This is a genomic window from Streptomyces sp. OR43, from assembly GCF_008042275.1.
Lineage (GTDB): Bacteria > Actinomycetota > Actinomycetes > Streptomycetales > Streptomycetaceae > Streptomyces.
On record NZ_RDBK01000025.1, the window covers coordinates 56,826 to 70,455 of the forward strand.

Sequence of the window (13,630 nt, forward strand, 5' to 3'; positions counted from 1 at the left end):
CCGCGTGCGACGGGTGGGGCCGACATGTGTGGGGGTTCGGGATGGCGTTCTGGAACAGCCTGTGGCCGGGGCGGGAAAATCAGTTCGAGTCGGGCAGCGCGGCCAGCAACTCCATCGTGCTCTCCAGGCGGCACGCCACGGTCTCGCTGACCAAGCAGGGCGCGCTGACCGGCAACCTCCGGGTCAACCTCTCCTGGCAGATGCGTTCGTCCGACATCGAGGGCCGGTCCCGGCAGAGCGGCCGGCTGCTGCGTCCGCTGAAGCTCTTCCAGCCCGATGTGGTCCAGGCGCACACCCAGGGAGTGGTCAACGTCGACCTGGACCTGGGCTGCATGTACGAGCTGACGGACGGCACCAAGGGTGTGGTGCAGCCGCTCGGCAATCTGATCGGTGATCTCAATGGGCCGCCGTACATCCGGCTCAGCGGCGACGACCGCTTCGGGGCGCCGTCGGGGGAGACCGTCTACGTCAACCTCGACCAGCGCGACCAGATCAAGCGGATGCTGTTCTTCGTCTACATCTACGACCAGACCCCCGCCTTCGACCGTACGCACGCGAAGGTGACGCTCTACCCGGGCAACGGGCCGCGCATCGAGATCGAGCTGGACGAACGGGCTCCGCAGGCCCGCTCGTGCGCGGTGTTCACCGTGGAGAACGAGAAGGGCGAGCTGACCGTGCGGCGCGAGGTGAAGTTCGTGTACGGCTTCCAGTCGGAGCTGGACCGGCTGTACGGGTACGGCATGCAGTGGGGACGCGGCTACAAGACCCGGGCGTAGGCCGTGCGGCGGTCGCCCCGGCTACGTCGGTTGCGCCGGTTACCTCGGTTGCGCTGCCTCGGTTACGTCGTTCAGGGCCGTATGAACTGTGGCCCCTGCGGTGGCAGGACGAAGTTCGGGTCCGGCGCGTGCGCGGCCGCGGCCGCGGGCTGCGGATAGCCGTAGGCGGGCTGTGTGGACGCCGGCTGAGGGTAGCCGTAGGCAGGGCCGGGGGCGGGCGCCGCCGAGGCCACAGCGGGCTGCGGGTAGCCGTACGCGGGCTGCTGGTGCTGGACCGTGACCTGTGCGTCGGGCCCGGGCGCCGGCGGGAAGGCGGGTGCGGGCGGCGGTGTGGGGTCGGGCTCGGCGGCGGCCTCGGACTCGTCCACCGAGATGCCGAAGGCCGTCGCGAGACCGATGAGGCCGGTCGGGTACCCCTGACCCACGGCCCGGAATTTCCAGCCATCGCCGCGCCGGTACAGCTCTCCGCAGATGATCGCGGTTTCCTCGCCCGTCTCCGGCCGCACGTCGAAGACGGCGAGCGGCTCGCCGCCCGATGCGGCGGCGTCGTAGAGCAGGATGCGCAGGTCGCGCACGTGCTCGAAGGCGGCGCCGTCGGAGGACGCGGCGATGACGACCTGGTCGACCGAGGGGTCGAGCGCGTTCAGGTCGGCCTCGATGGTGTCGGTCAGACCCTCGGGCAGGCTCCGCTTCGGCAGCCGTCGTACCAGGCCGGACGGGTGACGGGGCTGGTTGTAGAAGACGAAGTCCTCGTCGGAGCGCACGCGGCCGCCGGAACCGAGCAGCAGGGCCGAGGCGTCCACATCGGGGACCCCGGCGCCCGGGGTCCAGCGCAGCACGGCCCGTACGGCCATGGCGTCGAGGGGGACGTTCGAGCCTTTCACCATCGCGTGCGTCATGCCGGTCATCCTGCCTGCTGGCTGCCCGTGCGGACAACGCGGGGGTCGCAAGCCGTGTCGTGCCGGAACGCCGGAACGAGCCGGTCCGCACCCTGGGGAACCGACGCTAAATGGACGAGTTACCCGGAATTCATGTGAGCCGGGAACTGCCGACACCCGTCCGTACGTACTATTACCGGCCACACGTTGTCCGGTCGGTCAGACAGTACGGGGGGAATCACATGCGTCATTTCGGGCATATCGCGCCTGCTGCGAGGGGCGATCTGTTCTTCCGTGAGCCGTGCGACTTCGACTCCGGTTCCCCGGCCCCCGTCCTCGCGGCGGCCCTGGGGGCCACGCTCTACAGCCCCGCCACCCGTCCCCGGCTCGCCGACGACGTCATCAAGCAGGCCCGCCGAGGAGTCGTCTCCATGGTGTTGTGCCTGGAGGATTCGATCGACGACTCCGAGGTGCCGGGCGCCGAGGAGAACCTGGTCAGGCAGTTCGCCGACCTAGCGGAACGCGGCAGCGAGCTCCCGCTGCTGTTCATCCGCGTCCGCGAGCCGCACCAGATCGCGGACCTCGTGCGCCGACTCGGTGCATCCGTCCGATTGTTGTCCGGTTTTGTACTTCCCAAGTTCACGCAAGAGCGTGGCGTCCCGTTCATGGACGCGCTCACCAAGGCCGAGTCCGCGGCGGGACAGCGGCTCTTCGCCATGCCCGTGCTCGAATCCCCCGAGCTGTTGCACCTGGAGACCCGTCAGGAGTCCCTCCAGAAGATCGCCCGCACCGTCGACACCTACCGTGACCGGGTGCTCGCGCTGCGCCTCGGCGTCACCGACTTCTGCTCGGCGTACGGACTGCGCCGCGCGCCCGACATGACGGCGTACGACGTCCGGATCGTCGGCGACGTCATCGCCGACGTCGTCAACGTGCTGGGCCGGGCGGACGGGACGGGCTTCACCATCACCGGCCCCGTCTGGGAGTACTTCCGGCTCCAGGAGCGCATGTTCAAGCCACAGCTGCGCCGCAGCCCCTTCCTGGAAGGCCGGGCGGAGGAGCTTCGCACGGCCCTGATCGAGCACGACCTGGACGGACTGCTGCGGGAGATCGAGCTGGACCGGGCCAACGGCCTGCTCGGCAAAACCTGTATCCACCCTTCGCATGTCGCGCCCGTGCACGCACTGTCCGTGGTCAGCCATGAAGAGTTCAGCGACGCACAGGACATCCTGCGGCCGGAGCGCGACGGCGGCGGGGTGCTGCGCTCGTCGTACACGAACAAGATGAACGAGGTGAAACCGCACCGGGCCTGGGCCGAACGCACCCTGCGGCGGGCACAGGTCTTCGGCGTGGCGAAGGCGGACGTCGGCTTCGTGGAACTGCTGGCGGCGAGCCTCGCGGAGTGAGCGGTGCGAGCGCGCGGGCGATGCCGGCTGGACGGGTGCGTGGGCGCGCGGGCTGACGGGTGCGTGGGCGCGCAGGGGATGCTTGATGGACGGCCCCGGTTGAGTGGGGCGAGTGTGACAGACGGCGGGCCCGGTTGAGCGGGGCGCGTGTGACGGACGGCGGGCCCGGTTGAGCGGGGCGCGTATGACGGACGGCGGGCCCGGTTGAGCGGGGCGCGCGTGACAGGGCCAACGGAAGGAAACGGCGAACGTGGTGTGGTCGGGTAGCTGGGTCGCGGAACGACTGGGCGTCGAGCTGGTGGGCGACGGGGAGCTCCGTGAGCTGCTGGGCCTCGCCCTGCGGCGCAACCCCAAGCGGGCACACCTGCTCGTGTCCAACGTCCTCGGCAAGCACGTGCCGCAACGCCCCTCGGTCGTATACGGCGCAGGCGTCGAGCTCGGCCGCCGGGTGCGCGAGCTGCTCGGCGAGGACGGCGCACGGCACGCGGTCGTGCTGGGCTACGCGGAGACGGCCACCGGCCTCGGTCACGCCGTCGCCGACGGTCTCGGACACGCGCCCTACCTCCACTCGACGCGACGCCCCGTCGAGGGAGTGGCGCGGGCGGGCGGCTTCGAGGAGTCGCACTCGCACGCCACCTCGCACCTGCTGCTGCCGGAGGACCCGGACCTGCTGGCAGCCGAACGGGGCGGAGAGGCGCACACGACCCTCGTCCTCGTCGACGACGAGTTCTCCACCGGCAACACCGTCCTCAATACCATCCGCGCCCTGCACGAGCGCTACCCCCGCCAGCGGTACGTCATCGTGGCCCTGGTCGACATGCGCTCACCGGCCGACCGGGGCAGGCTCGCCGAGTTCGCCGAGGAGATCGGCGCCCGCGTCGACCTGGTGGCGAGGAACACGGGTACGGTCCGCCTTCCGGAAGGCGTCCTGGAGAAGGGGCAGGCCCTGGTCGCCGAGCAGGAAGCGGCCCAGGCGGCGGCGCAGCCCCGCGTGGGCTGGCCCGGAGGAAAGCCCGAGCCGCTGTGCGGCGTTCCCCGCCCCCACACCCGGATCGACCTCCAGTGGCCCGCCGGAGTGCCCGACGGCGGCCGGCACGGCTTCACCCCCGCACACCGCGCCCTCCTGGAACCCGCGCTCCCCGCCATGGCGGACCGCATCGCGGCGGCCCTGGGCGAGCACCCCCGCAAGGTCCTGGTCCTCGGTTTCGAGGAGCTGATGTACGCGCCGCTGCGCCTGGGCGCCGCCCTGGAGGAGCGCACCGGCGCCGAGGTCCGCTACTCGACCACGACCCGCTCCCCGGTCCTCGCCGTGGACGACCCCGGCTATGCGATACGTACCCGGCTGGTCTTCCCGGCCCATGACGACCCGGCCGACGGCCCGGGCGACCGCTACGCGTACAACGTCGCGGGCGGCGGCTTCGACGCCGTGGTCCTCGTCGTCGACTCCACCGCCGACACCCACGCACTGCACGGCCCCCGCGGCCTGATGCAGCAGCTGGCCCCGCACACCGCGCACGTCCTGCTGGCAGTCGTCCCCTCGTACGTACCGCCCGGGGCGTCCGCCGCGGAGCCGGAACCGTCCCAGGCCCTCCATCAGTCCCAGCAGTCCCATCGGCCCCATCGGTCCCATCGGCAGGAAGAACCCTCCATGCTGCCCGAGCCCCTCCGCGGCCCCGCCTTCTCCTCCTACGCGCCGGACGAGGTCGGCTGGCTGCTCCAGGACCTGTCGGACGCCGAACTGGAGGCGCCCACCGAGGAGCGCGAGGAGGCGATACAGAGCGGTGGCGCGCACTACGCCGAGTCGCTGCCGGTCGAGTACCAGCCGTCCGAGGAGTACCAGGACCTGTTCAAAGCGGCCCTGGACCTGTCGGCCGCCCGCATCGCCCGCGCCGTGGGCACGGTCACCGAAACGGTCCTCGCCGAGCGTGGCCCGCGCCCCGTGCTCGTCTCGCTCGCCCGGGCCGGCACCCCCGTCGGCGTGCTGATGCGCCGCTGGGCCCGCCTGAGGCACGGCGTCGAGCTGGCGCACTACGCCGTCTCGATCGTGCGCGGCCGGGGCATCGACGCCAACGCTCTGCGCTGGCTGGCGGCCCATCACAACCCGGCCGATGTCGTCTTCGTCGACGGCTGGACCGGTAAGGGCGCCATCACCCGCGAACTGGCGGCGGCGATCGCCGAGTTCGAGGAGTCGGACGGGACGGAGGGCTTCAACCCGGAGATCGCGGTCCTGGCCGACCCGGGCGGCTGCGTCCGCACGTACGGCACCCGCGAGGATTTCCTGATCCCCTCGGCCTGCCTCAACTCCACGGTGTCCGGACTGATCTCCCGTACGGTCCTGCGCTCCGACCTCGTGGGGCCCGACGACTTCCACGGCGCGAAGTTCTACCGGGAACTCGCCGGATCGGATGTCTCTGGCCACTTCGTCGACACCGTCACCGACCGGTTCGGCGAGGTCGCCGGCGCCGTGGACGACGAGGTCAAGGAACTGCTCGCCGCGGACCGCGCCCCGACCTGGGAGGGCTGGGCCGCGGTGGAACGGATCAGCGAGGAGCAGGGCATCCACGACGTGAACCTGGTCAAGCCGGGCGTCGGCGAGACCACCCGCGTCCTGCTGCGCCGCGTCCCGTGGAAGATCCTCGCCAAGCGCGGCGCGGGTACGGACCTGGAACACATCAGGCTGCTCGCACAGCAGCGCGGCGTCCCGGTCGAGGAGGTCGACGAACTCCCGTACACCTGCGTCGGGTTGATCCACCCGAAGTACACGCGCGGGGCGACCGGCGCCGACGGCAGGGCGGTGGACTCCCAGTGACTTCGGCCCCGACACTGGTCGCCAGCGACCTCGACCGCACCCTCATCTACTCCGCGGCGGCCCTCAGCCTCCCGATGCCCGACGCCGAGGCCCCGCGTCTCCTCTGCGTCGAGGTGTACGACAAGAAGCCGCTCTCGTATGTCACGGAGACGGCGGCGGCCCTGCTCGACGAGCTGACGCGCTCCCCATCCACGGTCTTCGTGCCGACGACGACCCGCACCCGCGAGCAGTACCACCGCATCCATCTCCCGGGCCCCGCAGCCGAGTTCGCGATCTGCGCCAACGGCGGACACATCCTGGTGAACGGCGTCTCCGACCACGACTGGCAGCGCACCGTGGCCGGCCGGCTGGCCGAGGAATGCGCCTCGCTCGACGAGGTCCGCGCCCACCTCGTCTCCGCCGCCGACCCCGCCTGGCTGCTCAAGGAACGCGTCGCCGAGGACCTCTTCGCCTACCTCGTCGTCGACCGGACCCTCCTGCCCGCGGAGTGGACGAAGGAACTCGCCGCGTGGGCGGAACCGCGTGGCTGGACGGTCTCGCTGCAGGGCCGCAAGATCTACGTGGTACCGCGTCCGCTCACCAAGAGCGCGGCGATGCGCGAGGTCGCCCGCCGCACCGGCGCCACCCTCACCCTGGCCGCGGGCGACTCCCTCCTCGACGCCGACCTGCTGCTCGCAGCCGACCGCGGCTGGCGCCCCGGCCACGGCGAACTGGCCGACGCGGGCTGGAGCGCCCCGCACGTGGATGCGACCGCCGAGAACGGGGTGGCCGCGGGTGAGGAGATCCTGCGTCGGTTCCTCGAAGCGTCGGGACTGCGCCGGGCGGCCTGAGACGGGCCGGGCCGGACTGGGCCCCGGCGCCGGGACCGGGGCCGCCCGGGACAGGGCGTCAACATTCTGGCGCGCGCCACCGAAATCTGCTCGAACAGCAGAGGTGGGACGACTACAGTCGCCGCGTTCCCGCCCGTCGGCGGAGCACTCGGGCGAGCGGGGAGTGGTGCGATGACCAAGGGCAACGAAACCAAGATCACGGACGAGCTGTACGCGTACATGCTCGCCCACAATCCGCCGCTGGACGCGGTACAGCGCGAACTCGTGGAGACCACGTACGCCCGGCTGCCCGACTACGCGGGCATGCAGTCGGCCGAGGAGCAGGGGCCGCTGCTCGCTTTCCTCGTACGGCTGACCGGGGCCCGGCACATCGTCGAGGTCGGGACCTTCACCGGGTTCTCCGCCCTTGCGATGGCCCAGGCGCTGCCCGCGGGCGGGCGGCTGATCGCGTGCGACGTCTCGGAGGAGTGGACCGCCTACGGCCGTGAGGCCTGGGCGAAGGCAGGCGTCGCCGACCGCATCGACCTACGGATCGCCCCGGCCCTGGACACCCTGCGGGCGATGCCCGCGGAGCCGCACATCGACTTCGCCTACCTGGACGCGGACAAGGGAAACTACATCGCGTACTGGGAGGAACTGGTGCCCCGGATGCGCCAGGGCGGCGTCATCACCACGGACAACGTGCTCTTCCACGGTGGCGTGACGGACCCGCGGGCGACCGGGGGAGCGGCGGCCATCCAGGAGTTCAACAACCATGTGTCCGCCGACCCGCGGATGGACAGCGTCATGCTCACGGTGTCGGACGGACTGACGCTGTCGCGCAAGCGGTAGTCGTAGGGGTAGTGATGGTGGGGCTGTCGGGTCGTGGGGACCCTGGCGACGGCTCAGCCGCAGCAGCCTCCACCACAGCAGCCCCCGCCCCCGCCACCACCTGCTGAGGGCGCGGAACCGGCGGATCCGCCCACGGCGACGGCCGAGAGGAGCTTCACGGTGTCCTCGTGCCCGGCGGGGCAGGAGGCGGGAGCCGAGGACTCGGCCATCGGACGGCTGAGCTCGAAGGTGTCTCCGCAGGAGCGGCAGCGGTACTCGTAACGAGGCATGCCCCCAGGCTATCGGCCGGGACGGGCAACGGGCAGCTCCCCGACCGTGGCTTCCGTGCCGAGCTGAGCAACGGGCAGACCCCCGGCCGACCCGGGCAACCCGGCGCCTCCCCGACCACGGTTTCCGGCCGAGCCGCGCAGACATCTCATCTCCCGCGCGGCTTCCGGCCGAGCCGCGCAGGGACGTCTCATCTCCCGCTCGCCGCTCGCCGCTCGCTGCCTCTCCCGCTCGCCGTTCCCCGCTGTCCGGCTACCGGCCGGGTCGGCTGACGGGCATCTCCGAGATCGCGCGCCGCCGCGCGAGCCGCTGCTCACGCTCGGCCTCCTCCGGGTGGCGGGCCCGCCAGTACGGGTTGTCATGGGGGAGCCCGCCGCTGACGCGCCCGTACATCCCGAACATCATCAGCATCAGCCCGACCGCGAAGCTGAAGATCACGTTCTGCATCTCGAAGGCGAGGAAGTTGAGACCGGTGTCCAGCAGGGCAAGGTTGACGAAGCCGCTGAGGACGAAGGCGATGCCCAACACCATGTTGAGCGTCGAGGCGAAGTTGCCCCCGATGACCATCCCGGCGAACAGCAGCAGCCCGACGCAGATCGACAGCACACTGAGCGCGCCGTTGGTACTCAGTCCCGCGACGGTGTCGCCGCCGGTGTCGAAGAAGCCGATCTTGTCGGTCAGCCCGAGGACGCCGAAGGCGAGCAGCACCAGCCCCATCAGCCCGGCGCCGACCCGGTAGACGCGGCTGAGCCGGTGGTCCACGGGCAGGTGCTCATCGAGGCGGGTGGCCTTGCGGTGCGCGGCGGGCCGCCGCGCCGGGCGCAGTACATGCGTGGCCATGGGGCCTCCTTCACGTACGCGTTCAGGTACTACCAGGATCCCGCCGGGCCGGGCCCTCCGCATGCCAGGGCGGCCGCGGGCGTGGGCCGCGCAGGCTCACCCCGTTCCCGGCCCCCGCTACCGCCTTGCCCGCGCTCGTGCCCTGCCCCGCCGCCGCTCGTCAGGCCCCGGCGCCGGCGCCGGCGCCGCGCTCCTCGCGGATGTCGGAGACGACGCGCGCGGCGGTCTGCCGTACGCCCTCCGTCACGGTCAGGAAGTGCCAGTAGTCGGGGTGGCGCCCGTCGAGAGCGGTGACGGCCTGATCGAGCCGGGCCACGGCGTCATCGAGCGGCTGAGCGTGACGCGGCTCGGGCGTGTGGCGCCCGGCCATGGCGAGGCGCTGGGCATCGCGGATCGCGAACCGGGTCCGCTGGATCTCCTGCTGCGGGTCCTTGGCGACGGCGTCGAGCCGCTGCAGCCGGTCACCGGCCGCGGACACGGCTTCGTCCGTGGCGTTCAGCAGGGCCCGTACCGTACTCAGCCGCGACGTGGCATCCGCCCAGCGCTGCTCGGCGCGCGCCTTCGCGGCCTCCTTGAGCTTCTCCTCGGCCTGGCGCACATTGACGGCCGCCTGCTCCGGAACAGGCTGGAGGTCCTGCCAGCAGGCCGCCGAGAACCGCCGCCGCAGCTCGCTGAGCACGGGCTCGACGGAGGCCGACCGGGTGGTCAGCGCTTGGGCCCGCGTACGGAGCGTCACCAGCCGCTTGTCGATCTCAGCGGCACGCTCGGGCAGCTGCGACGCCTCGGCGCGTACGGCCTCGGCATCGCGCAGCACCTGATCGGCGCGCTGGAGGGTCTCGGGCACACCGTGCCGGCCGGCGCCCTGGTTCAGCTTGGTCAGCTCGGGTGCGAGGGTGGCGAGCCGCGCGGCGAGATCGTCCGCCCGCAGTCCGGACGCCCGCACCGCGTCGAGAGCATTGCTCGCGGCCAGGAGCGCCTGCCGCGCCCGCTCCACAGCGGGGGCGAGCCGGGCGAGCTGCGTCTCGGCGGTACCCAGCAGCGGACCGAGCCCGGCGCCGAACCGGTCCAGCTCCACCTTGACGCGCAGGAGCTCGTCCTTGGCTGCGGACAGTTCGCTCCGGGCACGGGACGCGACCGAAGGCTCCAGATCATCCCGGTCGAGATCGTGCGCGTCCACGGCCGTGATGTAGGCACGACTGGCCTCGTCGATGCGCCGCCCCAGCGCCGCGAAGTCATCGACGGCCTTGCGGGCAGCGGGCGAACTGTCGACGGCGGTGATGGTCTCGATGGAGATCTGCAGATCGCGCTGGGCGGTGTCGAGCTCGTAGAACGCCTCGGCGGCGGCATCCTTCGCGGCCTGAGCCTCGGCCCGCTGCCCCTCCCCGCGCCCGCCGAACCAACGCCGCGTACCGCCCCCGGCGAAGGCGGCGGGCAGGGCGGCGGCGAGCAGGGGAACGGGCAGCAGCAGCATCAACGACAGCGCATCACGAACACCACGTCCGCGACCGTGCCGGATGACAGGGACATCACTGACGGCGGAACTCGCACCCGCTCTCGCCTGGGGCTTCGCGTGTGTCGCCGTCACATCCCTCTCCCGTGCTGTTTCGCCCTGCCCGGTACATTCTCCCACCAGGTAAGGACGAACACACGGGCCTGTTAGTTCGCGGTTCGCACCGTGACTTCGCCGTTGTCACTGTGCGCCTTCACCGCATGCGGGCTGTCGTCACTGCGGGGCACGCCCACGGAGACGTCCCCGTTGTCGGCCGACGCGGACACGGCGTACCGGTTCTTGCCCGCGGGCAGGTCGATGGTGATGCTCCCGTTGTCACTGACGGTGTCGACGAGATCCGGAACCCGGCTGAAGCCGAGCTTCACGGAGCCGTTGTCCGAGCGGGCCACCACGGAAGCCCCCGAGAGCCGCTCGCCCCGCACGGAGCCGTTGTCGCTCTTCAGCTCCAGCGGCCCGGTGACATCGCGCACGACGACCCCGCCGTTGTCGGAGTACAGCTTGAGCGGCGTACCGAACCCGGACGCGGTGACCTTCCCGTTGTCCGCATCCACGGTCAGCCCGAGCCCGCGAGGCACCTTGACCTGATGGTGCGCGCCGCAGTCACTGATCAACGCGTCGCACTTCACCCGAAGCGTCAGCGTGTCGCCCTCCAGCTTCCACACGGGATCCGGCCCACTCCCGAGCAACACCCAGCCGTCGACCTTGCGCGTCACCTCGATCTCCTTCACATCGGCGGGCACGACCTCGACGGTGGAGTTCTCCGCATCGATGGTCAGCGCCTTCCCGCCGTACGCGAACGACTTGTGCTCGGCCGGTGCGTCCTCCACGTCGGTACTCCCACACCCACTGAGCACACCGACGAGCAGAACGGCGCCCCCGGAGGCCACGAGGGCGTTGGTGCGGGCACGGGCACGGGTGCGAGTACGGGTACGGATGTTCATGGCGATGGAGTCCCCCTGGCCGGCGCTGACGATGTGCCTCCACGGTATGCAGCACGCACCGCCGGGACGATCCGGACGGCTACCGTCTCGGGGGTGGGGATATCCCCCGTACGGCCTTGGTGCGGGCTTGCCCGGGGGCGGGTAACCGATTGTCGAGGGGCGCCGTGGGGCATGTAATCTGTTCCTTCATCCACGGGTGCGTAGCTCAGGGGTAGAGCGCTGCTCTTACAAAGCAGATGTCGGCGGTTCGAAACCGTCCGCGCCCACCAGTAGGTAGCACGAGGAAGGCCCAGGTCACCGGTACAGAACCGGGCGACTGGGCCTTGTTCGTCCCCAGCCGGGCGGCGGAGGGGCGTTGTGCCAGATGCGTCGCCGGGCTCGGCCGGCCGGAACTTCCTGATGTTCGTCGACGTGGTCGGTGCTCGCCCGGTCGCGAACGTGCACTGGGTGCTGATGGATCAACGCGGCCCACACCGACGAGGGCCCCATCCGCTACACGTCGTGGCTCCGCCGGTCGCGGCGAGGGTGTTCCCAGTGTGGCGCGGATCGGGGGGAGCAGATGTCTCCGAGGCCAGTGGGTTGGAGAGCCTGGAGTCATTGGTGGCGGAAGTTGTTTCTGCGCGGCGGCCGCCGCCGCGTGCTCCCGTGAAGACCAGCCCCGTCACGGCACGGTTTGGCTTAGACAGCGAGATGAGTGACCAGGCGAGCCACCAGCGAGTCAGGGAAGGCGACTGCGCGAACCGGCTGCGCTCTTGGGCGCCTCGGCCGGAATGCCGTCAGGTCGTGTCTCAACGTGCTCGTTCCTGCCATGGAACCATGCAGCCGTGTCGAGGATCCGCAATATGCCGATGTCCTCACCGATGCCTGCGAGACCGCGGACGTCTTCGAGGTGGGCTACCAGTATGCCGTGGTCAGCGCGAAGCGAGTGGCGCACGTCAGACCAAAAGGTCAAGTCTGTTGATGGGCGTTCGAAGACCTTCTTGATTACCGAGTCATAGACAGGTAGCAAGCGAGGGCGTTTACGAGCAAGCAGTTTGCCAGCGCCGATTGGGCCTATGCCTTCGATATCGCGCAGACTCTGCCACAAGTTCCACGCCGGACTGTCCTTGGCAACGTGCCGCTCCTCTGCGGCGGCGAGCTCAAGGTCCACGGGAATCTGTGAGAGTAGACAACTGTAAGGGCTGCAACCCGACGGCTCTAGCACACGGAGGACTGCTCGCACTGGCACGTCAACGCTCAACGCCGCAACGGCAATGAAGTCCGCCGGCGTGAAGTGGTTCGCCACCTCCGGTTGGTCTCCGCCCCCTGTCAGACGTTCGAACCGGGCACCGGTATAGGCGGGCGCACCGTTGGGGAGGGGAGCGCCCAATACCGACGAAGCAAGCCGGCAACGTATTGCCGATTCCACAGGACCGCCGGGATCTTCAGCGTCATCGGGCCTCCCGGCGCTGGGCTGCTGCATTGGTGCGCGGCCGCACCGCTCTCATGCTCAACAGCGTCACCAAGGCGGTGGCGGTTGTCAGTGCGGCCTCGGCCGCCTCCTGGGACACGGGGACCTCCCGTGGACCGCCTGCGTGCCGGTCACTGTGCCCTTCCCACAGGTCTGTGAGCATGGCGACCACCCCGCCGGTGTTGCCCGGCTTCCCGGACTTGTCCGTGAGCACATATTCGTACTTAGTATCCGCGTTCCGGAGGTGATCGCGGACTTTGCCGAGCGTGGGCAGTTGGTCGCGCGGCAGGAACATCGGACAAGCGACGGCCTCAACCGCGCGGATCACGTCGACGTATGCACCGCTTGGGTCGGTGTGCACCGCCATCAGCTTGTCGCGCGCCCGCTGCAGGTGCTGCCGAGCCGAAAGGTAACCGCTGCTCTCAGCGGCATTGGCTGCCACGTTCAGCGCCTCGCTGAGGCCCGCCTCCATCCGCCGCTGGAGACCGCGCTGATTGGGTGTTACCTCGTATACCGACCGTGACTCAACCAGCAGGCGGTCCAGCGGCTCGACGATTCGCTTGGTCCGTCTGACACTGGCGCTGAACCAAGTAACAAATGGCGGCTTTTCCGGGGCTGGCAGTTCAGTGCACAGCAAGCAGAGCAAGTCGTCAACGACGTCCCACAGGACTTCCGGCTCCGTTCCCCAGGCTAGGAAGAGCACGTAAGGGTCAGGAGGCAGCGGCACAACTGGCCGCCCGATGGCACGAGTGCTCTCCGTCCTCGTTACCTGCTCCGCCTCCCAGCGCGCATCGAGCCGTGCCTGCTCCCTTTCGCACTTTCGCAGCTCGCGTTCGTATCTGTCCCAGTCCGCCTGCGGCAGAACGAGATCCAACCGCACCATCACATGCTGCGCTTCATCGGGTTTCAGCGCTGCAGTCTCCTGGATCCAAGAGCGGAGCGCGGGCTCGAGAGAAGGTGGCATGCCCTCCATGAGCGCAGGCACAGGAGCCGCGCCCATGCGAACGGACAGGCGGTGACGGCTGGTTGATCTCATGTGCTGACGATAGCGTCCTGAAGGTACACACCACCTTCTCAATTTCCACACACATG

General features: G+C 70.2%; 12 protein-coding genes and 1 tRNA gene. 6 read left to right on the forward strand and 7 right to left on the reverse strand.

What is annotated here, in order from left to right; genetic code table 11:
• The first annotated feature begins 41 nt into the window (after window positions 1-41).
• The gene (locus tag EAO72_RS13015) at window positions 42-776 is read left to right on the forward strand and encodes a TerD family protein (RefSeq protein ID WP_148017461.1); all 735 of its coding nucleotides are present in this window, start codon (window positions 42-44) and stop codon (window positions 774-776) included.
• A gap of 71 nt (window positions 777-847) precedes the next feature.
• Here EAO72_RS13015 and EAO72_RS13020 read toward each other — a convergent pair whose 3' ends face one another.
• A complete protein-coding gene (locus EAO72_RS13020) occupies window positions 848-1,675 on the reverse strand; it encodes a TerD family protein (protein ID WP_148017462.1) in 828 nt (275 codons plus the stop codon).
• Between the two features lie 221 nt (window positions 1,676-1,896).
• On the opposite strand from EAO72_RS13020, the gene EAO72_RS13025 reads away from it, so the two are divergent.
• The 4 genes from EAO72_RS13025 (at window position 1,897) to EAO72_RS13040 (ending at window position 7,530) form a co-directional block, all read left to right on the forward strand.
• The gene (locus EAO72_RS13025; RefSeq protein ID WP_148017463.1) at window positions 1,897-3,060 is read left to right on the forward strand and encodes an HpcH/HpaI aldolase/citrate lyase family protein; all 1,164 of its coding nucleotides are present in this window, start codon (window positions 1,897-1,899) and stop codon (window positions 3,058-3,060) included.
• Between the two features lie 250 nt (window positions 3,061-3,310).
• The gene (locus EAO72_RS13030; protein WP_187285028.1) at window positions 3,311-5,869 is read left to right on the forward strand and encodes a phosphoribosyltransferase; all 2,559 of its coding nucleotides are present in this window, start codon (window positions 3,311-3,313) and stop codon (window positions 5,867-5,869) included.
• Complete coding sequence (locus EAO72_RS13035) at window positions 5,866-6,699, forward strand: HAD family hydrolase (RefSeq protein ID WP_148017464.1); 834 nt, start codon at window positions 5,866-5,868, stop codon at window positions 6,697-6,699. The genes EAO72_RS13030 and EAO72_RS13035 overlap by 4 nt, the downstream gene beginning before the upstream one ends.
• A 171-nt stretch (window positions 6,700-6,870) precedes the next feature.
• Entirely contained in the window at window positions 6,871-7,530 is a 660-nt protein-coding gene (locus EAO72_RS13040; RefSeq protein WP_148017465.1) for an O-methyltransferase, read from the forward strand.
• Window positions 7,531-7,583: 53 nt separating this feature from the next.
• On the opposite strand, the gene EAO72_RS13045 is transcribed toward EAO72_RS13040, so the two are convergent.
• From EAO72_RS13045 to EAO72_RS13060, 4 genes are all read right to left on the reverse strand, one after another.
• The gene (locus tag EAO72_RS13045; protein WP_148017466.1) at window positions 7,584-7,799 is read right to left on the reverse strand and encodes an FmdB family zinc ribbon protein; all 216 of its coding nucleotides are present in this window, start codon (window positions 7,797-7,799) and stop codon (window positions 7,584-7,586) included.
• A gap of 250 nt (window positions 7,800-8,049) precedes the next feature.
• On the reverse strand, window positions 8,050-8,637 hold the full coding sequence (locus EAO72_RS13050) for a DUF4383 domain-containing protein (protein ID WP_148017467.1): 588 nt from the start codon (window positions 8,635-8,637) through the stop codon (window positions 8,050-8,052).
• Between the two features lie 160 nt (window positions 8,638-8,797).
• Complete coding sequence (locus EAO72_RS13055; protein ID WP_148017468.1) at window positions 8,798-10,222, reverse strand: hypothetical protein; 1,425 nt, start codon at window positions 10,220-10,222, stop codon at window positions 8,798-8,800.
• Window positions 10,223-10,293: 71 nt separating this feature from the next.
• Complete coding sequence (locus EAO72_RS13060; RefSeq protein WP_148017469.1) at window positions 10,294-11,088, reverse strand: DUF4097 family beta strand repeat-containing protein; 795 nt, start codon at window positions 11,086-11,088, stop codon at window positions 10,294-10,296.
• A 194-nt stretch (window positions 11,089-11,282) separates the two neighbouring features.
• Between EAO72_RS13060 and EAO72_RS13065 the strand changes: the two genes are divergently transcribed.
• Window positions 11,283-11,357, forward strand: a tRNA-Val gene (locus EAO72_RS13065).
• Window positions 11,358-11,806: 449 nt separating this feature from the next.
• Here the strand turns inward: EAO72_RS13065 and EAO72_RS13070 are convergent.
• Window positions 11,807-12,550, reverse strand: a complete 744-nt coding sequence (locus EAO72_RS13070; protein ID WP_261991453.1) for a DUF6308 family protein — start codon at window positions 12,548-12,550, stop codon at window positions 11,807-11,809.
• Entirely contained in the window at window positions 12,519-13,574 is a 1,056-nt protein-coding gene (locus tag EAO72_RS13075) for a hypothetical protein (protein ID WP_148017471.1), read from the reverse strand. Before EAO72_RS13075 ends, EAO72_RS13070 begins: the two co-directional genes overlap by 32 nt.
• Window positions 13,575-13,630: the final 56 nt, after the last annotated feature.